This window comes from Ensifer sp. D2-11 (assembly GCF_054161295.1).
This window is the reverse complement of sequence record NZ_CP096433.1, coordinates 1293918-1315329: the sequence shown is the minus strand read 5'-3', so window position 1 is coordinate 1315329 and position 21412 is coordinate 1293918. Positions and strand designations below refer to the sequence as shown.

Annotated in this window: 15 protein-coding genes; 9 read left to right on the top strand and 6 right to left on the bottom strand. The window is 62.4% G+C overall.

Annotated features, from left to right (window positions below):
• Positions 1-55: 55 nt before the first annotated feature.
• Entirely contained in the window at positions 56-1072 is a 1017-nt protein-coding gene (locus tag M1D34_RS06285) for a helix-turn-helix domain-containing protein (protein ID WP_127517734.1), read from the bottom strand.
• A gap of 153 nt (positions 1073-1225) precedes the next feature.
• Here M1D34_RS06285 and M1D34_RS06280 point away from each other — a divergent pair, with 153 nt between their 5' ends.
• The 3 genes from M1D34_RS06280 to M1D34_RS06270 all read left to right on the top strand — a co-directional run bounded on the left by M1D34_RS06280 (position 1226) and on the right by M1D34_RS06270 (position 4924).
• A complete protein-coding gene (locus tag M1D34_RS06280; RefSeq protein ID WP_498781219.1) occupies positions 1226-1792 on the top strand; it encodes an SMI1/KNR4 family protein in 567 nt (188 codons plus the stop codon).
• 89 nt (positions 1793-1881) lie between these two features.
• Complete coding sequence (locus M1D34_RS06275; protein WP_498781217.1) at positions 1882-3405, top strand: DUF1254 domain-containing protein; 1524 nt, start codon at positions 1882-1884, stop codon at positions 3403-3405.
• A gap of 55 nt (positions 3406-3460) precedes the next feature.
• The gene (locus M1D34_RS06270) at positions 3461-4924 is read left to right on the top strand and encodes a DUF1254 domain-containing protein (RefSeq protein ID WP_318881603.1); all 1464 of its coding nucleotides are present in this window, start codon (positions 3461-3463) and stop codon (positions 4922-4924) included.
• Between the two features lie 144 nt (positions 4925-5068).
• On the opposite strand, the gene alaS is transcribed toward M1D34_RS06270, so the two are convergent.
• Positions 5069-7732: an alanine--tRNA ligase gene (gene alaS, locus M1D34_RS06265; RefSeq protein WP_027993273.1), complete on the bottom strand. Its 2664-nt coding sequence runs from the start codon at positions 7730-7732 to the stop codon at positions 5069-5071.
• A 239-nt stretch (positions 7733-7971) separates the two neighbouring features.
• The gene (recA, locus tag M1D34_RS06260) at positions 7972-9057 is read right to left on the bottom strand and encodes a recombinase RecA (protein ID WP_003533002.1); all 1086 of its coding nucleotides are present in this window, start codon (positions 9055-9057) and stop codon (positions 7972-7974) included.
• 333 nt (positions 9058-9390) lie between these two features.
• Between recA and M1D34_RS06255 the strand changes: the two genes are divergently transcribed.
• Together M1D34_RS06255 and M1D34_RS06250 are read left to right on the top strand one after the other, a co-directional pair.
• A complete protein-coding gene (locus M1D34_RS06255; RefSeq protein ID WP_498781214.1) occupies positions 9391-10350 on the top strand; it encodes a carbohydrate kinase family protein in 960 nt (319 codons plus the stop codon).
• A 138-nt stretch (positions 10351-10488) separates the two neighbouring features.
• Positions 10489-11421, top strand: a complete 933-nt coding sequence (locus M1D34_RS06250) for a pseudouridine-5'-phosphate glycosidase (RefSeq protein ID WP_015007623.1) — start codon at positions 10489-10491, stop codon at positions 11419-11421.
• Between the two features lie 379 nt (positions 11422-11800).
• Here the strand turns inward: M1D34_RS06250 and M1D34_RS06245 are convergent, their stop codons facing one another.
• Positions 11801-12964: an IS4-like element ISRm16 family transposase gene (locus M1D34_RS06245; protein WP_498779691.1), complete on the bottom strand. Its 1164-nt coding sequence runs from the start codon at positions 12962-12964 to the stop codon at positions 11801-11803.
• Between the two features lie 187 nt (positions 12965-13151).
• Positions 13152-15761, bottom strand: a complete 2610-nt coding sequence (gene cckA / locus M1D34_RS06240; protein WP_003532998.1) for a cell cycle histidine kinase CckA — start codon at positions 15759-15761, stop codon at positions 13152-13154.
• 367 nt (positions 15762-16128) lie between these two features.
• On the opposite strand from cckA, the gene M1D34_RS06235 reads away from it, so the two are divergent.
• Positions 16129-17094 (top strand): flagellar biosynthetic protein FliO, encoded by a 966-nt coding sequence (locus tag M1D34_RS06235; protein ID WP_027990910.1) that lies wholly within the window; start codon positions 16129-16131, stop codon positions 17092-17094.
• Positions 17095-17186: 92 nt separating this feature from the next.
• Here M1D34_RS06235 and dksA read toward each other — a convergent pair whose 3' ends face one another.
• Positions 17187-17606 (bottom strand): RNA polymerase-binding protein DksA, encoded by a 420-nt coding sequence (gene dksA / locus M1D34_RS06230; RefSeq protein WP_003532995.1) that lies wholly within the window; start codon positions 17604-17606, stop codon positions 17187-17189.
• 406 nt (positions 17607-18012) lie between these two features.
• Here dksA and M1D34_RS06225 point away from each other — a divergent pair, with 406 nt between their 5' ends.
• From M1D34_RS06225 to M1D34_RS06215, 3 genes are all read left to right on the top strand, one after another.
• The gene (locus M1D34_RS06225) at positions 18013-18549 is read left to right on the top strand and encodes a SixA phosphatase family protein (RefSeq protein ID WP_498781211.1); all 537 of its coding nucleotides are present in this window, start codon (positions 18013-18015) and stop codon (positions 18547-18549) included.
• A 168-nt stretch (positions 18550-18717) separates the two neighbouring features.
• Positions 18718-20217 (top strand): YcjX family GTP-binding protein, encoded by a 1500-nt coding sequence (locus M1D34_RS06220; protein WP_498781209.1) that lies wholly within the window; start codon positions 18718-18720, stop codon positions 20215-20217.
• Entirely contained in the window at positions 20214-21293 is a 1080-nt protein-coding gene (locus tag M1D34_RS06215) for a YcjF family protein (protein WP_498781207.1), read from the top strand. Before M1D34_RS06220 ends, M1D34_RS06215 begins: the two co-directional genes overlap by 4 nt.
• Positions 21294-21412 lie beyond the last annotated feature (119 nt).

Genomic DNA, 21412 nt, shown 5'->3' with positions numbered 1-21412 from the left:
TTTTGTCGTGGGAGCCGGCGGCGTTCCATCGTAACCGTCGTTCTCACCTTGCGCGCTACGACGGAAGCCGCCGTATCCAGTCGTCAAACCCTTGACGTCGGCTCTGCTGCACCGGCGAGGTGTCGCGACGATCGTCCAAATTCTGGTGCTCTCTTATCTCCCGCGCGGTCTCCCCATACTGGTGCTTGAATGCCCGTGCAAAGTGATCGCCACGCAAAAATCCAAACTCCGCAGCAATGTCGGAAATGCGACGCGTTTCGTTGGGGTCCGACAGAACGGCTCTGATTCGCTCCAGCCGACGGCCCTGGATGTAGTGAAGCACGCCTCCTTCCTGTTCGAACAATCTGAAAAGCGTTCTGCGGGACACGCCGACGATATTGCAGATCGCATCGATGTTCAGCGCGCTGGAATTTAGATGACCTTCGATATAGCGCTTCGCGCGACGTAGCAGCACCAGTTCAAGACCGGGGCGCGCCGCTTCGACATTGGCAAGTGACGGAGCCAGGCAGGCCGCAAGCATTTGGCATGCGGCTCCTGCCAGAGCCGTCTCGTCTCCAGAGTGCAAGAACGGCAATCGCCGTGCCAGCATGTCCAGATATTCGGCCAGGAGCATGGCGTAGGGGCCAGTTGGAGCCGAACCGTGGAGGCCTCCCAGATTGGGAAGCCGGTCTTCTATCAGCGACCTCGGCAGGAACATTGCAACGAGGTGACAGTCCGGTTCATCGCTGATCAGTTCACAGGAAAGGTCGAGCACGGACACCTGACCCGCTCTTCCTTCAAACTCGCCTCTTGCCGTTTCAGCTCTCCAGCCACCCGTCCTATAAAGATTGAGGACAAAGTGATCCATGCCGTCCCGCCGCACGCGTGCGGACGATCTCACGTAGCGTTGCGCACCGAGAACCGCATCAGTTACGACCATGTCGCCCAACTGGAAAGCCTCGACGCTCGCCGTGAACGGCCTGTTGCCGTCTTGCGAACGCCGCTCGACGTCGAAGACGACATTGATGCTCTCCCGCCAGACATCGAAATCCCGGCAGGAGAAATGGGTGCTCTCGATAGCCGAACCACTCATAGGAAATTCGTCCTACAGTTTCTTCAAGATTGGCACGCTCAGCCAATTTTTGGCACGGACGTGGTCTTGAGGATAGTGGGAGCGCGCATATCCTTCGACGCGAAATTCAATGGATGGGCAAGACCTAGAGTTTAGCGCCTCCATGGAGACCCCATGCCGAACCAGCTTGAACCCGTGCTTGCACTGAAACGCATCGATACCTGGGTTGCCCGCCACCACCCCGATCGCTTGCCCTTCGTGAGACCCGGCGCGGATTGCGGGACCATCCAGCGGGTCGAGGCCAAATTCGGGAGAAGGTTACCTCCGGATATCCGACGCTTGTACGCCGCCCATGATGGACAGCCCGCAGGCAGCCCCGCCCTATACCTCAATCAACGGTGGTTGCCGCTCGATCTTGTCCTCATTGCCTGGGAAGACCTTTGCCTGCGATACGGGGGCGGGGTTTATCCCGCCTGCGGCGACCGCCGGCAATTTCTAGGTACCGTGGTTTGGTCTCCAAACTGGCTTCCGCTCTTCGGCAGCCCGCGCGGCGATCACTACTGTATCGATCTTCGTCCCGAACTTACCAACGGATACGGCCAGATCATCTGGTTTCTTTATGACGAAGCCGATCGCCCTGTGGTTGCTCAAAGCATCGCCGAGCTCCTTTCGCGGATTGCGAATGGGGTCAGCACCGGGCGATGGGCGTTGGACGACGGGTACGACGGGTTAAGTGATTGAAACGAGTGCAGCCGCGACGTCGATGTTTCCCGTATCCGGGGTTCCAGCCCGGAGGAGGCATCGTGAAGACCAAGTAAGGAGCCATCGAGATGAAACACCTATTTGCTTTGACCACTGCCATCGGCCTGTCGCTTGCGCCGTTGAGCGCCGCCTTCGCAGATCAGTCGCGTTTCGACAGTATCGCCAATCTGCCGTTCGAAAAAAATCGGCCCACTTCGGAAACGGCTCAGACGCTGAAAGACGAGTTGTTGTTTCAGCGGGCCACGCAGACCTATCTTTGGGCATTGCCGCTCATCAACACGCTCGGCATGAAGGTCGGCGCGGAGGAGGCTTTCGGCACCGGCTACAACGTCATGCCGATCTGGACCAAACGTCTGGACGCAAAGACCCACGTCACCACGCCGAACTCGGACCTCATCTACGGCATGGCCTTTGCGGACCTGTCGAAAACCGGGCCGCTGGTTTTTGAATCGCCGGAGAAACTGCAGGGAATTCTGCTCGATTTCTGGCAACGACCCATCCCGGAAGACAGCGGCAAATTTGCAGGCGACGTCGGTCTGCCGGGGCCCGATGGCGGCAAAGGCGGCAAGTTCCTGCTGCTTCCGCCAGGATACAAGGGCGACGTGCCCGAAGGCTATTATGTCTACCGCTCGGGGACGAACAGCGTCTTCATTTTCCTTCGATCGTTCTACCAGTCGCTGGACAATATCGAGCCGGCCGTCGAGGTGATGAAAAAATCGAAAATCTATCCGCTCGGGCAAGAGCAGACGGCGAAACCGATGGAGTTTCCGGACGCATCGGGCCGTTCACTCAATATGCTTCCCCGCGCCGATGTGAGCGCCTTCGAACACATCAAGAATCTCCTGGATGCAGAGGGGGCTGTTCTGGCGGATCCCGACTGGCTGGGCATGCTGAAAAGTATCGGCATTGCCGCCAACCAGCCATTCTCGCCGGACGAGAAAACGCGCGCGATCCTCGATGCTGCCGCCAAGACCGGCTACAAGATGAGCCGCGTGACCGGCTTTGAAAAGGGTATCGGCGGCGCGGATTTCCGGGTTTACGAGGATCGGCGCTGGCTCAATCCCATCAACAATCTGAGCGGGCGCTGGCCGAATGCAGGAATCGACCTGAGCTTCCTTGTAAGCAACGGAAACTACAGGGAACTGGACGCCCGCGCCTGGTTCTTTACCGACTACTACTCGATCAGCCCCGGCATGGTGTCGATGACACCCGGCAAGGGCGCGTTCTACATGATCGCTTTCGAGGACGCTGACGGCGATCCGCTCGATGGCGAGCACAGCTACAAGGTCAATCTGCCGAAGGACATTCCGGCAGAACTCTTCTGGTCCGTGACGCTTTACGAGGCGGAAAACGCATCCGGCCTCGATAACGGCCAGCCTTTCCCCTCGCTCGGCAAACTCAACAAGCCGGCGCAGAACGAAGATGGCAGTACCGACATCTACATTGGTCCGAAAGCACCGGCGGGCAAGGAGGGCAACTGGCTGGCAACGGTGCCGGGGCGAGGCTTCTTCGCGATCCTTCGCCTCTATGCTCCGGCCGAAGCGGCGATCGATGGCACCTGGAAGCCCGGGGACGTGGAAAAGGTTGAATAGGTCATCGACCCCGACAAGCGCACCCGTGAATCCCGAACCCTCGATGGAGGCTGCAATGAGAAGATTTGCCCGCACGACCCTGACTGCCGCCCTGCTTTATAGCGTGGCAGGCATTGGCGCTCATGCTCAGGAAACGCCCGACGAACTCGATACCCGCATCGGCAAACTGACATTCGAGAGCGGCTACCCCTCGAAGGAAACCGTGGCCAAGCTTTACGACGAAATGGATTTCCAGCGAGCGTCGCAAGCTTACCTGTGGGGCATTCCTGCCGTCGGCCTCAACGAATGGCGAAAGGCCCATTTCAACGTCTTCAAGGCCAAGAACGGTGAAATGCTTTCCTATCTCGATTTTGCCGAGAAGCTTGGCATTTTGACGCCGAACTACACCACGCCTTACATCGCGACGTTCATCGATCTCAAAGAATCCGGGCCGATGGTCGTGGTTGTACCGCCGGGGCTGATTGCAGGCATGGTGCTTGACCAGTGGCAGCGCGTCATGGCCGATCTAGGCGTGGTCGGCCCGGATATGGGCAAGGGCGGAAAGTATCTGATCCTCCCGCCCGGATACGGCCCGGTGGAGGCCGAGGGATACTTTGTCATCCAATCCACGAGCCGGGACGTGCTGGCGGGGTTCCGCCTGCTCGATGCCGACAAGGAAAAGGCAATTGCCGAACTCATCCCGCAGATCAAGACCTACACTTGGACGCTTGACGGAACTGGCGAGCCGATGCCCGTGCGCGCTGCGGGAGACGTCAAGTGGACCCAAATGCCGCCCCATGGAATGGCCTATTGGGACAGCCTGAACGAGGTCATTCAACGAGAACCCGTCGAAGAGCGTGATCGCTTCATGATGGCGCAGTTGAAGTTCCTCGGCATTGAAAAAGGGAAACCCTATCAACCCGACGAACGCCAGAAGAAGATTCTTCAGGACGGCGCGATCGTCGGCGAAGCCATGGCCAAGGCAAATACGACAGACAAGCGCGTCGAACCGCCCTTCTGGGAGGGCACGAACTGGAAACATGCGCTTGTGGTTGCGACCGACCAGAAGGCCAACACCTATGACCAGCTCGATGAGCGTGCTGCCTGGTTCTACGAAGCGGTCGTGATCTCCAAGGCAATGCTCACCCAAACTCCGGGCGTCGGCCAGCGGTACATAGCCTCCTACAAGGATGCAGACGGCGCATGGCTCTCGGGCGAGAACAACTATCGGCTTCATGTCCCTGCCGATCCGCCGGCCAAGGGCTTCTGGTCTGTGACGGCCTACGACGAGTCGACCCGGCAGATGCCAGTCACCGAACAGGGACGGCCGGACATCTCGTCGCGAAAAGAAGACATAGTGAAAAACGAAGATGGATCGATTGACGTATATTTCGGTCCCACTGCACCGAAAGGTCACGAGGCGAACTGGGTGCAGACAAATGCCGACAAGGGATGGTTCGCGTATTTCCGGTTCTACGGACCGACCGAGCCCTTCTTCGATAAATCCTGGTCGTTGCCGGATATCGAGAAGGTCAAATAGTTCGATGGTGACCTGAGTGGTCGGCGACTCTGGCTCGGTGACCACCCAGGTCCAGCGCGGCAGGCGCTGGACACCATCCGGACCGAACGGGTGCCATGAAAAAGGGCGCCGCAGCGCCCTCCGGAAGTTCAGCGCGCCCCCGGCTTAACCGGCGAGCGCGCCCGCAACAGCCTCGATCGCTTCTGCTGCACGTCCGCCGTCCGGGCCGCCCGCCTGGGCCATGTCGGGGCGTCCGCCACCGCCCTTGCCGCCAAGTGCCGCCGAAGCGACGCGCACCAGATCGACGGCGCTGACCTTCGAGGTGAGGTCGTCGGTGACGGCCACGACGGCGCTTGCCTTGCCGTCGCCGCTGACGCCGACGAAGGCGACGACGCCCGAACCGAGCGACTTCTTGCCGTCGTCCGCAAGGCTCTTCAGATCCTTCGGCTCGACCCCGGATACCACCCTGCCGAGGAAACGGACGCCGCCGATGTCGCGGGCGGCATCCCCGGAACCGTTCTGGCCATCGCCCGCAAGCGCGAGCTTCTTCTTCGCCTCTGTAAGCTCCCGCTCCAGTTTGCGCCGCTCGTCCAGGAGAGCCTCGACCCGACCTAAAACATCCGCAGGCTGGACCTTGAGTGCGGCGGCGAGTGTCTTCACCCGTTCGTCCTGTTCGCCGAGATAGGCGCGCGCCGCCTCACCGGTCAGCGCTTCCACCCGGCGGACACCCGCTCCGACCGCGCTCTCCGAGACAACGCGGACGAGGCCGATATCGCCCGTGGCGGACACATGCGTGCCGCCGCAGAGCTCGACCGAATAGGGCTTGCCGGCCTTGGAGCCGCGAAGGCCCTGCCCCATGGACACGACCCGCACCTCGTCGCCGTACTTCTCGCCGAAGAGCGCCATGGCGCCCTCGGCGATCGCATCGTCGACGCTCATCAGCCGTGTGACGACCGGCGTATTCTGGACGATGATCTCGTTTGCCATTTCCTCGACGATCTTCAGCTCCTCGGCCGTCATCGGCTTCGGATGCGAGACGTCGAAGCGCAAGCGCTCAGGCGCCACGAGCGAGCCCTTCTGGGCAACATGGGTGCCGAGGACCTCGCGCAGCGCCTCGTGCAGCAGGTGCGTCGCGGAATGGTTGGCGCGCAGGCGCGCACGGCGTGCATGGTCGACCGTCAAGGCGGCCGCTTCGCCGGCCTTCAGGCTGCCTTCTTCCACGGTGCAGTAGTGGACGAAGAGCCCTTCGCCACGCTTCTGCGTGTCGGTCACCGTAAGCTTGCCGGTCTCGGTGGTGATAACGCCGGTGTCGCCCACCTGGCCGCCGGATTCGCCGTAGAAGGGCGTCTGGTTCAAAACCAGTTGTACGTTCTCGCCCTTGGCAGCGGACTCGACGACGGCACCGTCCTTGACGATTGCCAGGATGACCCCTTCGGCCGACTCGGTGTCGTAGCCGAGGAAGTCGGTCGCGCCGTGTTTATCCCTGAGCTCGAACCAGATGGTCTCGGTCGCGGCTTCGCCGGAACCGGCCCAATTGGCGCGGGCCTCGGCCTTCTGCCGTTGCATGGCCGCCGTAAATGCGTCCGTATCGACCCCAATGCCCTTGGCGCGCAGCGCGTCCTGGGTGAGGTCGAGCGGGAAACCATAGGTGTCGTAGAGCTTGAAGGCCGTCTCGCCGTTGAACTGGTCGCCTTCGGAAAGATCGGCCGAAGCCTCCGCCAGAAGGTTGAGGCCGCGCTCCAGGGTCTTGCGGAAGCGCGTTTCCTCCAGCTTCAGCGTTTCCGAGATCAGCGCTTCGGCGCGGACGAGTTCCGGATAGGCCCGGCCCATCTGGCCCACGAGCGCCGGCAGGAGCTTCCACATCAGCGGATCCCGCGCGCCGAGCAGCTGTGCGTGGCGCATGGCGCGGCGCATGATTCGGCGCAGCACGTAACCGCGGCCTTCGTTCGACGGTAGAACCCCGTCGGCGATCAGGAAGGCCGAGGAACGCAGATGGTCGGCGATCACGCGATGGCTCGCGCGCCGGTCCCCTTCTGCCTTGACGCCGGTCGCCTCTTCGGAAGCAGCGATCAAGGCGCGGAAAAGGTCGATGTCATAATTGTCGTGCTGGCCCTGGAGCACGGCGGCGACGCGCTCCAGCCCCATGCCCGTGTCGATCGAGGGCCGCGGCAGGTCGACGCGCTCTTCCTTGGTGATCTGCTCGTACTGCATGAAGACGAGGTTCCAGATCTCGATGAAGCGATCGCCGTCTTCCTCGGCCGAGCCGGGAGGTCCGCCCCAGATATGGTCGCCGTGATCGTAGAATATTTCCGAGCACGGACCGCATGGACCGGTATCTCCCATGGCCCAGAAGTTGTCGCTCGTCGCAATGCGGATGATGCGGTCGTCGCTCAGGCCGGCGATCTTCTTCCAGAGGCCGAAGGCTTCGTCGTCGGTATGGTACACCGTGACGAGCAGACGCTTGGCATCGAGCCCGTATTCCTTCGTGATCAGGTTCCAGGCAAGCTCGATCGCGCGCTCCTTGAAATAGTCGCCGAAGGAGAAATTGCCGAGCATCTCGAAGAAGGTGTGGTGCCGGGCGGTGTAGCCGACATTGTCGAGGTCGTTATGCTTGCCGCCGGCGCGCACGCATTTCTGCGCCGTCGCCGCGGTCGAATAGGGTCGCTGCTCGAGGCCGGTGAACACATTCTTGAACTGCACCATGCCCGCATTGGTGAACATCAATGTCGGGTCATTGCGCGGCACGAGGGGGCTGGACGACACGATCTCGTGACCGTTCTTGCGGAAATAGTCGAGGAACATCGACCGGATTTCATTCACGCCGCTCATCTTGCGTCCTATCTGTGTACACTCCGGCGGCAGCCCGATCTCTCCAGGCTGCCAGCCGCACTCTTCACCCCCGCGCATAAAGCGCGTCGCGTTCAATCAAGTCACGCTTTCCGCCGGCCGAGCCGTCGGAACCACAGGCTTTTATCGTCCGCATATCATGCTGTCCAGCGGGCAGCAAAAAACCGGCCGCGGGTGGCGACGGCCGGTTTTGCATGCTTCAACGAGACGGCTGCAGCCGATTACATATCGGCGGCTTCGTCGCCGTCGCTTTCCGGCCCGCCATTCTCTAGGAACCGGTCGGCGATGAGACCGGCATTCTGCCGCAGAGCCGTTTCGATTTCGCGCAACAGTTCGGGATTCTCCCGCAGGAAGAGCTTGGCGTTTTCCCGTCCCTGGCCGAGCCGCTGGCTGTTATAGGAGAACCAGGCGCCCGATTTCTCGACGATGCCCGCCTTGACGCCGAGATCGATCAATTCGCCCGTCTTCGAAACGCCTTCGCCATACATGATGTCGAACTCGACCTGCTTGAAGGGCGGTGCCATCTTGTTCTTGACGACCTTGACGCGGGTCTGGTTGCCGACCACTTCCTCGCGCTCCTTGACCGAACCGATGCGGCGAATGTCGAGGCGCACCGAAGCGTAGAACTTGAGCGCATTGCCGCCCGTCGTCGTTTCCGGCGAGCCGAACATCACGCCGATCTTCATGCGGATCTGGTTGATGAAGATCACCATGCAGTTCGACTTGGAGATCGATGCCGTAAGCTTGCGCAGCGCCTGGCTCATGAGGCGCGCCTGCATGCCCGGCAGACTGTCGCCCATCTCGCCCTCGATTTCGGCGCGCGGCACGAGTGCGGCCACCGAATCGATGACGAGAATGTCGATCGCACCCGAACGGACCAGCGTATCGGTGATTTCCAGCGCCTGCTCGCCCGTATCAGGCTGCGAAATCAGGAGATTTTCGAGATCGACCCCGAGCTTTCGTGCATAGACCGGATCGAGTGCATGCTCGGCATCGACGAAGCCGCAGATGCCGCCCTTCTTCTGTGCCTCGGCAATGGTCTGCAGCGCCAGCGTCGTCTTGCCCGAGCTTTCCGGACCATAGATCTCGACGATGCGGCCCTTCGGCAGGCCGCCGATGCCGAGCGCGATATCGAGGCCGAGCGAACCGGTGGAGACGGTTTCGATCTCAACTACGCTGTCCTTCGCTCCGAGCTTCATGATCGATCCCTTGCCGAACGAACGTTCGATCTGGGAAAGAGCCGCTTCAAGTGCCTTGCTTTTGTCCACCGATTTGTCCTCTACGAGCCGCAAAGAATTTTGTGCCATTGGTCCACCTTTAGGTTATTGGAGCTATCGAGGCAATGAAGCCGCCGCAAGCCTTTTTGTACATGTTTTGTTCCAACTTGGCAATGGCACGTCAAGTGATTGAAAACGCTTGCCATATTTCATCACGTTCGATTCTTGTTCACGCCTTTCATCCACTGTATCCACAGGCAGCGCGTCAACGCATGCCGGCTTTCACGCGCCGCCCCGATTCGCTCGTGATTCACGATGGATCAAATCCGGACAAAGCCCTAAAAGGTAGTCCGAAACGATAGATCGGAATGCCGGCGGAAGAGAGACTTCGCCACCTTTTCTCCGCCCTTCATCGAGGACCAGATGCAAGCACAGGTGAAGTCGCAGAACATTGCCGTTTTCGGCGGCGCTCATATCGACAGGCGCGGCCGGATCAGCGGCGCGACGGCACCGGGCGCGAGCAATCCGGGCGCTTGGTTCGAGGAAGCCGGGGGCGGCGGCTTCAATGCCGCGAGAAATCTCGCGCGCCTCGGCCACCGCGTGACGATGATCAGCCCGCGGGGCGGCGATCCCGCCGGCGACACGGTGGCGGCCGCTGCGGAAGCTGCCGGTGTGATCGATCGCCCCTTCACCTTTCTCGATCGCAAGACGCCGAGCTATACGGCAATCCTCGAAAACGACGGCAACCTCGTCATCGCGCTCGCGGACATGGACCTCTATACTCTGTTTACGCCGCGCCGGCTGCAGCAGCGGGCGACGCGCGAGATCTTGGCTGCGAGCGAACTCGTGCTGATGGACGCCAATCTGCCGCAGGAGACCTTGGCGGCCCTCATCGGCACCGCTGCGAAGTTCTGCCCGCTACGTGCCGGTATCGCCGTTTCGCCTGCAAAGGTGGTCCGCTACCGCGACTGCCTCGACGGGCTCGATTTCCTGTTCATGAACGAGGCGGAAGCGCGCGCGCTTACCGGAACCGAGGCCGCGACCGCCGAGGAATGGCCGTTGCTGCTGCGCTCCGCCGGTCTTTCCGGCGGTGTCGTGACGCGCGGAGGCCGGGCCGCGGTCGCCTTTGATCTTGAGGGGGCCTGCCTCGCTACGCCGCCGGCTCTTTCAGCACTTGCCGACGTCACCGGCGCCGGCGACGCGCTCGCCTCGGGCTTTCTCGCCGCCCGGCTTGCAGGTGCGGACCTTTCCGCCTGCCTTCGCTTCGGCATGGCGGCCGCCGTCATAACGCTGCATTCGCCATTCGCGGCTTCCGACGAGATGTCGCAGGACATGCTGGAGCAGGTTCTGCAGCTTGTGCCGGAAACGGAAATGCTGTCATGAGATTTGGCGGCTGAATTGGGAGCCGCGCGGCACGGAATGCGAGCGGTACTTCCGCATCCTCTGCTCCAGGCACCGGAATCGATCAGGCATCCCCGAGCAATTTTGCCGTCGAGGATGTCATCAATCAAGGAAACGATCATGACCAAACCCTCCTCCCCGTCCCTGCCGATGGAATATTCAGATGAAGTCGCAGCCGCCAAGCAACGAGGTGCGCCGATCGTCGCGCTGGAATCCACGATCATCACGCATGGCATGCCCTATCCCGGCAACCTCGACATGGCCCGCAGCGTCGAGGCGATCATCCGTGAACAGGGTGCCGTGCCCGCAACCATCGCCGTGATCCACGGGGTCCTGCATATCGGTCTGGACGATGCCAAACTGGAGGCTTTGTCGAAGACGCAGGGCGCCATGAAACTGTCGCGCGCCGATCTGGCCTTTGCGATCGCCGAACGCCGCACCGGCGCCACGACCGTTGCCGCAACGATGATCGCCGCCGCCCGCGCCGGCATCCGGGTTTTCGCGACCGGCGGCATCGGCGGCGTTCACCGCGGGGCGGAACAGAGCTTCGACATATCGGCGGATCTCGACGAACTCGCACGTACCGGCGTCATCGTCGTCTGCGCCGGCGCCAAGGCCATTCTGGACATTCCCAAGACGCTCGAAGTGCTCGAAACGCGCGGTGTCCCTGTCGTGACCTATGACAGCGAGAACTTCCCCGCCTTCTGGTCGCGTGAATCCGGCCTCAAGAGCCCGCTGATGCTGAACAGCCCGGCGGCGATCGCCAGTTTCCAGCGGACGCGCGAGCTGCTCGGAATCGACGGCGGAATGCTTGTCGCCAATCCGGTGCCGGAAGAAAGCGAAATCCCGCGCGAGGAGATGGAGATCTACATCACCCGCGCGCTGGACAATGCGGCGAGCGAGGGGATTTCCGGCAAGGCGGTCACCCCGTATCTGCTCGACAACCTCTTCCGTTTGACGGACGGGCGCAGCCTCGAAACCAATATCGCGCTGGTCGAGAACAATGCACGCCTTGCCGCCGGGATCGCCGTCGCTCTCGCTGCTAACGATTGACGCAACGGTAAGGCAAATTGGGCCTTTCGGCCCACCCCTCATCCGCCTGCCGGCACCTTCTCCCCGCAGGCGGGGCGAAGGGGATCCGCTGCGCCGCCGCTTGTCCCCTTCTCCCCATCGAAAATCTACGGCATGCACATATCTCTTGCGCGCCGGTGCGGCGGATACTGCTCATGAAAGGGATCCCTCGCGAACCCAACCGGCTCAACCCCGCTCGGTCGGGATTGCCCCTCAACCGGCTGCCGCCACCTTCTCCCCGCAGGCGGGGAGAAGGGATATGCCGCGCCCGCTTCGCTCCCTCGGCGGGCGGTGAATGCGGGGTTCGGTTGGCGCCGCTTGTCCCTTCTCCCCGCCTGCGGCAGGGCTGTCCGGGGAAAATTCATGCATAGTGGAAGACCATTTGGTTTGGGATGGTCCGGGGTTTTGGTCGGCTTGGATTGACCTGCGGCGGCTTGTGGATTTCGGCGATGCTTTTGCGCTGGAACAGGCACTGGGTGACGAGGTCGGTGAAGCGCAGGATCGGTAGAGGGACGCGGGCGAGGCGGGCGGCGATGCGCAACAGTGCATAGGCGATCATCGCCGCGAAGATCTGCAGGCGGATGGCGTTGTCGTTGTTGCCGAGGAACTTGCGGATCTTGAGGTGCTGTTTGATCCAGCGGAACAGAAGCTCGATCTGCCAGCGATCCTTATAGAGCTGGCCGATCTCGACGGCGGAGCGCTCGAGGTCGTTGGTCAGAAGCGTGATCGTATCGCCGTCCTGGCGCTTGACGATTACCCGGCGCAAGCCGATCGGCAGCTTGGAATCGCCCTTGCTGGCGAGGCTGACCTGGCTGTCTTCGAGGACCAGGAAGCCATCGCCTTGAGGTTGCTCAACGGGGCGTTCAGCGACCAAAGCCAGTCCCATGTTGGTCTTCGGCCGGGTGACGAAACTGGCGCCGGCTTCGGCGATCGCCGTCCACCAGCCGTAATGGCAGTAGCCCTTGTCGAAGACATAGGTTGCGCCCTTTTCGATGGTGATCGTGCGGCCGATCTGGGCGTCGTTGACGTTGGCGTCGGTGATGTCGAGGATGCCTGGACAATCGGCCTTGGGATCATAGACGACATGCAGCTTCATGCCGCGGATGCGGCCGTTCGACTTGGCCCAATCGTACAGCTTACCCAGCGGGATCGGGGTCGAATCGATCAGCCGCAGCATCTTGGTGCCCTCCCGGCGCGTCTGCCGGTCGAGCTGACCGGCCAGAAGCGCGAAGGTCTCGGCGAAGACGGCGACCGGGCGGCGGCGGTTGGCGTCCGACAGCGTCGAGCGCATCAGCCGGCCACTGCCGAGATGGTAATGATGCTGACTGTTGGCGTTGAAGCTCGCCTCCAACCCGCGCAGGCTGGTCGTGGCGCTCAACTGGGCATAGATCAGTGCCACCAGATGATCCCAGCTGGTAAAGCACTTGTCGTAGGCATCCCCGGCATGACGATCCACAATCGCCTGAAAGCTGCGGCGATCAATCGCTTTCAGCAGCTGGGCGAAAATGCTAGGGGTGAACCGCATGCTCCGTCTCCTTTTCTGAGTCTCGACAACCAGAAAATAGACGGAAAAACGCCGTCTGACGGGGCATGCGCCTGCGACATTTCGATTCACCCGGAACTTTCCCCGGACAGCCCTGCGCCTGCGGGGAGAAGGGACCGGCAGGCGGATGAGGGGCATTCGCGCCGCATAGTTCAGAGGAGAAGCCTCGTCAGCTGTCGAGCATCTCGCGCACGGCGACCGCAAGTTGCTTCAGCGAGAAGGGCTTCGGCAGGAAGCCGAACTTCGCGTCGGCCGGCAGATTTCGCGCAAAAGCATCTTCGGCATAGCCGGATACGAAGATGAACTTCAGGTCCGGATACGTCTTGCGCAGCTCGCGCAGCAGCGTCGGCCCGTCCATTTCCGGCATCACGACGTCGGACACGACGATATCCACGGCGCCGTCGAGTTCGTCCATGATCTCCAGCGCTTCGATACCCGATCCCGCTTCGTGAACCGTATAGCCGCGCGTCTCCAGCATGCGCTTGCCGCCGCGCCTGACCGCTTCCTCGTCCTCGACCAGCAGCACGACCGCGGAATCTCCGGTAAGATCGGCAGGCTCGGCCCGAGGCATGGGCACCGCAACCGGTTCGCTCCTCGCCGGCGCCGCGGATTGCGCTGCGGACGCGTCCTCATCCTGCGTTTCGGGAATGTCGACATGGCGCGGCAGCAGGATGCGGAAGGTCGTCCCGCTGCCGATCTCCGACTCGGGATAGATATAGCCACCGGACTGCTTCACGATGCCGTAAACCATCGACAGTCCGAGCCCGGTGCCCTTGCCGACATCCTTCGTGGTGAAGAAGGGCTCGAAAATCTTGTCCATGATTTCCGGCGGAATGCCGGTACCCTGGTCGGACACCTCGACCATGACGAAGTCTTCCTCGGGCAGTTCGCGCCGTCCAAGCGCCGCCACTTCGCTCGCCGGCAGATTGCGTGTCCTAAGCGTGATGATCCCGCCGGCAGGCATGGCGTCGCGGGCATTGACGGCGAGGTTCAGGAGCACCTGTTCGAACTGGCCGAGGTCCGTCTTGACCGGCCAGAGATCGCGGCCGTAGTCCACCTCGACCTTGACGTTGGTGCCGGTCATCCGGTCGACGAGCATCCTGAGATCGCCGATGACGTCGGTGAGATTGAGCACCGTCGGACGCATCGTCTGCTTGCGCGAGAAGGCGAGCAGTTGCCGCACGAGCACGGCTGCCCGGTTGGCGTTACGCTTGATCTCCATCAGATCCGCAAAGGTCGCATCCGCCGGCCGCGCCGACAGCAGGAGATGGTCGGCGGAAAGCAGGATGGCCGTCAGGACATTGTTGAAATCATGGGCGATGCCGCCGGCGAGCGTTCCGACGGCATTCATCTTCTGCGTCTGCGCCATCTGGTTTTCGAGCGCCTTCTGCTCGGTGATCTCCAGGGCGTAGATGATCGCAGCCTCCTCGGGCGCCTGATCGCTCTGGTCGATGACTGCATTGACATAGAAGCGGAAGTGACGCCCCTCATCCTTGGGATGAAGCGCGTCGATCGGTGCGATATCGCTCTGCCGGTCCTTCGCGGCAGCCAGCGACTCCTGCAGACGCCCTCTTTCGGACTGATGCACGACAGCGTCGATCAGCGCCCCGCGCTCGACCTCGTCCTGCGAAACGAGCCCGGCGAAGAGCTTCATGAACGGAGCGTTGGTTCTGAGAATGCGGCCGTTTCCATCCACCGAGGCGATTGCCATGGGCGTGTTGTTGAAGAAGCGGGTGAACCGCATCGCGGCATTCGACGCCGACTGATCGCCATCGTCGCCTTCCCGGGACATCACGATCGTCCGGCTTTCGCCTGGCGCACCGTCCCGCGCCGAGGAAACGCGATGAATCAAGCGTACCGGCAGGCTCTGGCCGTTGGCCTTTCTGAGATCGAGGTCCAGGATCTTGGTCTTCTTGAGGCCGGGCTCTGCCTGTACCGATTGTACGAGCGCCAGCCCCTCGCCCGCGACCAGATCGGCAATGCTGACGGAGCCGGGCTGGAACTTGGTCAGGTCGATTCCGAGCCAGTCGGCGAGCGTCGCGTTGATATAGAAGATCTCGCCCTTTCGCCCGGCGGAGAAGAAGCCCGCGGGTGCGTGGTCGAGATAGTCGATCGCGTTCTGCAGCTCCTTGAAGAAGCGCTCCTGCTCGTCGCGCTCGGCGGTAATATCCGCGATCTGCCACAGGTAGAGCGGATTGCTGCCCGCATCCTCGAGCGGCAACACCCGCGCCTTCAGCCGATACCAATGGGCGCCGGAGCCAGCCACCTTGCCGTTTGCCAGAGGTTTCAGCAGCCGGAACTCCTCGTGACCCTGCTTGCCCTCATGCAGACCGTTGGTCAGGCGATAGATCGCTTCCGTCGCCTCGCGGTTGCGCGACAGGATCGTTTCGAGCGACTGAATGCCTGCCGCGCTCTTGGTGCCGGTCAGGGCACCATAGGCGGCGTTGGCATAGATGATGCGCCCCTTGCGGTCGGTCACGATCGTCCCGTCTTCATGCGCGTCGAGGAAGGCGCGCGCCAGTTCGTCCGGCCGCGATTGCGGCATCACCTCGATAAAGCCGATGACGGAAGAAACGAGGAAGAATATGCCCACCATGGCCAGCACGCCGAGAATGCCGAGCACGATCTCGTTTTCGAGCTGGTCCTTGAAGACGACGAAAGCGGCGGCCGACGCGGTGAGGACGATCGCAAGCAGGATGATCCTGAGGATGGTTCCCGGACGAACGCCCCGGTCAACGACCGGCATCTGGTAGTCACCTGCCTGCCGCAATTTCGTCATCGGGTCCTCACCTGCTGCCGGGTCGCATCGAACGCGATCCCGAGCGCTTGCAGTGCCGTACATCCCCGTGGATGCACAAGGGCCGCTGCAATACTTTGAATTGCCGCATGATTTATCCCCAATCCGTTTCCGGTTTGAGGAACCATGCGGTGGCCGGGTCCGAAGGCATCGTCGCGAAATCGATGGCCGCCCTCCGCGCTTTCGCGCATCGACCTGGAATCATCTTTAACAATCAGAGATAACAGCAAAAAGCGTCTCTGCGGAAGCGCTGCGGTCAATTCACAGGGAATGTCGGGCCGAAGCTTGTCCAAGCCCGAAAAAAGCCGTCAAATGTTGCCATGCGAAGCGGCAGTAAGGAGTTCAGCCTATGATGGAAACAATCCTCGGGGACAACGCCAGCCGGTTCATGATCGCGGCCGGAGCGGTTGCGATCGGTCTCTTGTGCCTCGTGGCCGTGCTTCGGCTCATGCGCAACAAGCCCTCCTCTCCCTTCGTCCGCGGCGGCAAGAACAGACAGCCGCGGCTTGCGGTGCTCGATGCCGCCGCAGTCGACACGCGTCGGCGCCTGGTGCTCGTCCGCCGCGACGACGTCGAACACCTGATCATGATCGGCGGCCCGACGGACATCGTGATCGAAAGCCGCATCGCGCCCGAGGGAGAAAACCCGGTTCCGGCCACGCTTCAGGCGGAGCCGGAAGAAAAGACGACCCGCGCCCCGATTGCGGAAGTCCGGCCCCGGCCTGTTCCTTCCCCTGTCCCGCCCGAGCCCCCTCTCCCGACGGAAGCTGCGGCCGAACCCGTGCGGCAACCGGCGCGCCCGAGCGAGCCGCCGCGGGTCGCCGCGCGCCCGGAGCCTCCAGTGCGCGTGGTCCCGGATCAGCAGCAGGCCCCCGCACTCGGCTCGTCGCAGCCGCAGCAGGTCTCCAGGCCTCTACCTGCACCTCACATTCCGCCCGTATCCGCCATCGAGCCGTCGCATACCGATTTCGGCGCGGTGCGTGACCGCCCGCTTCCGGTGGAGCCCGCGGCTCGCGACGAGCGCCCCGTCCCGCTTACGGCGATCGAACCGGTAAAGGGCATGCCGGGCCAATCTCTCCCGCCTCGGCCCGCCGCGCCGGAAGCAGCCGCAGAATTCGAGCGCATGCTCGATGCGGAAATCAGCGGCGATCTCCAACGCTTCACACCTTCGGGGCCGCCGCGTCCGGAGATCAGGCCCGCCGGTCGCCAGGAACCGGTACTCGGATCGCCCTCGCAGGACACCCGCAAGGAGCCGACGATCGAAGAGGAGATGGAAAGGATGCTCGCCGATATCTCCGTGAGCCGCAAACTGTAATTCGTACATCCCGGAACAACGCATCGATGCACAAATGAAAACGGCGCGGTCGAACCGCGCCGTTTTCGATAGTCCCAACGATGTCCCCGGACTTATTCGTCCCGGTAGACCTTCTCGCGACGCTCGTGACGTTCCTGCGCCTCGATCGAGAGAGTTGCGATCGGTCGGGCGTCCAGGCGCTTCAGTCCGATCGGCTCCCCGGTTTCCTCGCAGTATCCGTAGGTACCTTCATCGAGCCGCTGCAACGCGGCATCGATCTTGGCAATCAACTTCCGCTGACGGTCCCGAGCACGCAATTCGATCGCCCGGTCCGTTTCGGATGATGCGCGGTCCGCAAGATCAGGATGATTGGCGCTCTCCTCCGCCAGGTGATCCAGTGTCTCGCGGGCCTCGCGAAGGATGTCGTTTCTCCAGGCATTCAGCTTCGCACGAAAGTATGCCCGGTGGTTCGCATTCATAAAATCCTCGTCCTCCGACAGGACATAGGTACTAAGATCGATCTTCTCACTCAACGCGATTCTCCTGAAGAACATCTCATTGCGGCGGTGTATAGACCTATGGAAGCTCTGATTCAAGCCTTGTAATCAGTGCTTAACTGCATTTTAACACTGCCCGCATCGCAGGCTAACCGGCTAATATTTCATCACAATTACACGCATAGTCTTAAACGCCGAAACACCGCTCACCGCTGACGGCGCCAGCCGTTTGACGTTCCATGGGCGAGCAAGGCGGCGTTTCGGATTGCGACATTTGGTGCGCGACGGGCGTCGGTTCAATGGGCCCGCCGGATCAAAAAACCGCGAAGCGCGGCTTGATCTTTACGCCGACCGGCGGGACAACGGAGCATCCGCAAGGCGTTTCGAGCCGTCGGCACGACGGACGCCTCCATCCTGGGGATTTCCAACACCGGGTGAATACATGCAAGACAGCGTCGTCCCGGCCTTCCAGCTTCTGCTTCTTCGCCATGCCCGATCGGGCTGGGCTCTGCCCGGCCAGAGCGACTTCGATCGCGCACTCGACGATGTCGGCTTTGCGGAGGCGGAACTGACGGCACAATCCGCAGCCGACCATCGCATCAGGCCGGACCTGATCCTTTGCTCGACAGCCGTCCGCTGCCGGCAGACGGCCGAACCGCTATACCGCGCATTTGGCGAAGATATCGACATTCGTTACCTCGACACACTCTTTACCGGACCCACAACCGTCTATGCCGACCTTGTCGAGGCACATGCGAGCCGACCCTCGCTGATGATCATCGGGCACAATCCGATGATGGAGGAGCTCTTTCGACGAACTCTGGGTGAAGAACGGGCAGCTGCGGCACTCGCTGACGGATATCCGCCGGCCGGAATGGCGGTGATCGATTTTGCGGCGCGGCCGAAAGCCGGAACAGCATGGACCGCGACACTTTCGAAGTTCCTCGTTCCCGCCCCTGAAGAAGCCGAGAAAGGATGAGGCCTTGCCAGCCGCTTCCGCCTGCGGAAACGGCGAATTCGCTTCGCGTTGTTGCGCTGACGGAAACATTTCCTATATCGCTCCAGACGCTACGCGGATGCCCGCGCCCCGGTTGGGATATCGGCAAATCAACCGTACCGCTCATCATTCCCGAAGGGACGAAAGAATTTGGCGCCCATTCTCACCAGCTTCAAAGACGACGCGCTGATCGCCCTGGACAATCTCGCCGACCGCGCAGCGGGTCTCGTCACCCCGTCCGTCAGGCTCGGCGTCACCGGCCTTTCGCGGGCCGGCAAAACCGTATTCATCTCGTCGCTCGTCCACAACCTGCTGAACGGAGGGCGGCTGCCGGTTTTCGAACCGGTCCGCTCGGGCCGTGTGTCCAAGATCCGGCTCGAACCGCAGCCCGACGACGCGGTGCCGCGCTTTCAATATGAGGATCACATTGCGGCGCTGGTTCGGGATCGGTCCTGGCCGGATTCAACCAGGGCCATATCGCAGCTGCGGATCACGCTCGATTACGAAAGCGCCAGCGGCTGGAGCCGCCTGCTCTCTCCCGGGCGGCTGTCGATCGACATCGTCGATTACCCCGGCGAATGGCTGCTCGATCTGCCGCTGCTCAGCCAGGACTTCCGGCAGTTCAGCGACGCAACGGTTCAACGCGCGCGCACCGGCATGCGCGCCGAACTGTCGAGCGAATGGTTGGGACTTGCCGCCGCGCTCGGAGCTTCGACGCCGGCCGACGAAGGCAGCGCCCGCCGGCTTGCCGAGAGTTTCACCGCCTATCTCAAGGCCTGCAAGGAGGACGACCGGTCCCTCTCGACCCTGCCGCCTGGCCGGTTCCTCATGCCGGGCGATCTGGAAGGCTCGCCGGCGCTGACCTTCTCGCCGCTCCCCGACCTGCCGCCCGGCCGCGCCCCAAAGGGTTCGCTCTGGGCGATGATGGAGCGACGCTACGAAGCCTACAAGACGCATGTCGTAAAACCGTTCTTCCGCGAACATTTCGCCCGCCTCGACCGCCAGATCGTGCTTGTCGACGCGCTCCAGGCGGTCAACCGCGGCACGGAGGCGCTGAAGGATCTGGAACAGGCTCTGGCAGACGTGCTTGCCTGCTTCCGGCCCGGCGTCAATTCCTGGCTGACCTCGTTCGTTACGCGCAAGATCGACCGCGTACTGATCGCCGCCACCAAGGCCGATCACCTGCACCACGAAAGTCACGACCGGCTCGAACGCATCACGGCTCGCCTCGTCGGCCGGGCGACCGAGCGAATAGGAATGAGCGGCGCGGGCCTTGAGGTCATGGCGCTCGCATCTGTCAGAGCAACGCGCGAGGCAACCGTGGACCACGATGGCCATCGTTTGCCCGTGATCGTCGGAACGCCGATCGCCGGTGAGAAGATCAATGGCGAGATATTCGACGGCGAAAAGAAAACAGCGATATTTCCAGGAGACTTACCGGAAGATCCTGAACTTCTTTTTGAAGCCGTCGACCGCGTCTCCGCATCCGCCCTATCCGCCTCCGCTCCAGAGCAAGCGATGCCGGAACTGAATTTCGTCCGCTTCCGACCGCCGCACCTCGAACAGACGCGCGGCGGATTGAAACTCTCCGTGCCGCATATCCGGCTCGACAGGGCCATGCAGTTCCTGCTCGGAGATCGCCTGGCATGAGTGATGATTTCAACGACCGTCGACGCAGGCCGGCCGCCTTTTCCGTGGAAGCCGAGGAGGCCACCGAACGCGGGATGGAACAGAGGCCGCGGCGCGCACCGGGAAGTTTTAGCGAAAAGGTCGTCATGACGCCCGATGCCGAGGACCCGTTCATCGGGACCACCGCGGCTGTCGAATCGCTCAACCTGCCGGAAGCAATGCCGCGTCGGCGCCGGCTCTCCTTCGGCAAGATCGCCGCGGGGGCGTTCGGCATCCTCGTTTCGCTTGCGCTCGGGCTTTGGATCGACCGGCTCGTGCGCGATCTCTTTTCGCGCGCCGACTGGCTTGGCTATGGAGCCGTCGCAGTCGTGGCGATCGGCGTCATCGCTTTCCTGATCGTGGTCGCGCGCGAAGTCTTCGGCATGATGCAGCTGACCGCCGTCCAGACGCTGAAGGCCGATCTCGCCGCGGCCGCCGCATCCGGAAAGACGCAAGCCGCGCGCGCTGCGACCGCAAGGCTCGTTCACCTGCTCGCCGGCAATCCCCGGACGGCCAAGGGCCGCGCCCGCTTGGCGGAGACCGAGGGCGACATCATCGATGCACCCCATCTCATCGAACTGACGGAACGTGAATTGCTGGCGCCTCTCGACCGCGAGGCGCGGCGGATCATTCTTGGCGCCGCGAAGCGGGTGTCGATCGTGACTGCCGTCAGTCCCCGCGCTCTCGTGGACCTCGGCTACGTGATCTACGAATCCGCGCGGATGATCCGCGCCATGGCCGAACTCTATGGCGGCCGCCCGGGTACGCTCGGCCTGCTGCGCCTGATGCGCGACGTCATCGCACATCTCGCCGTCACCGGCTCGATCGCCGTCGGCGACAGCCTGATCCAGCAGATCCTCGGCCACGGCCTGGCATCCAAGCTGTCCGCGCGCCTCGGCGAGGGCGTGATCAACGGGCTGATGACGGCGCGCATCGGGATCGCGGCGATGGATCTCTGCAGGCCGATGCCGTTTCGCGCGCTGAAGCGCCCCAGCATCGGCGACTTTCTGGGCGACCTGGCGCCGGGCACCGCACGGTCCGAGGGCTCAGCCGGCTGATCGTCGATCACATCGCCGGCGCCCTGCTCTCTTCGCAAGATAAGGCGGCATGGAAGCCGGAATGAAACCATCCGTTAACCATTTTCACGGCAATGTAGGCGTCAGTTTCCAGCTTGATC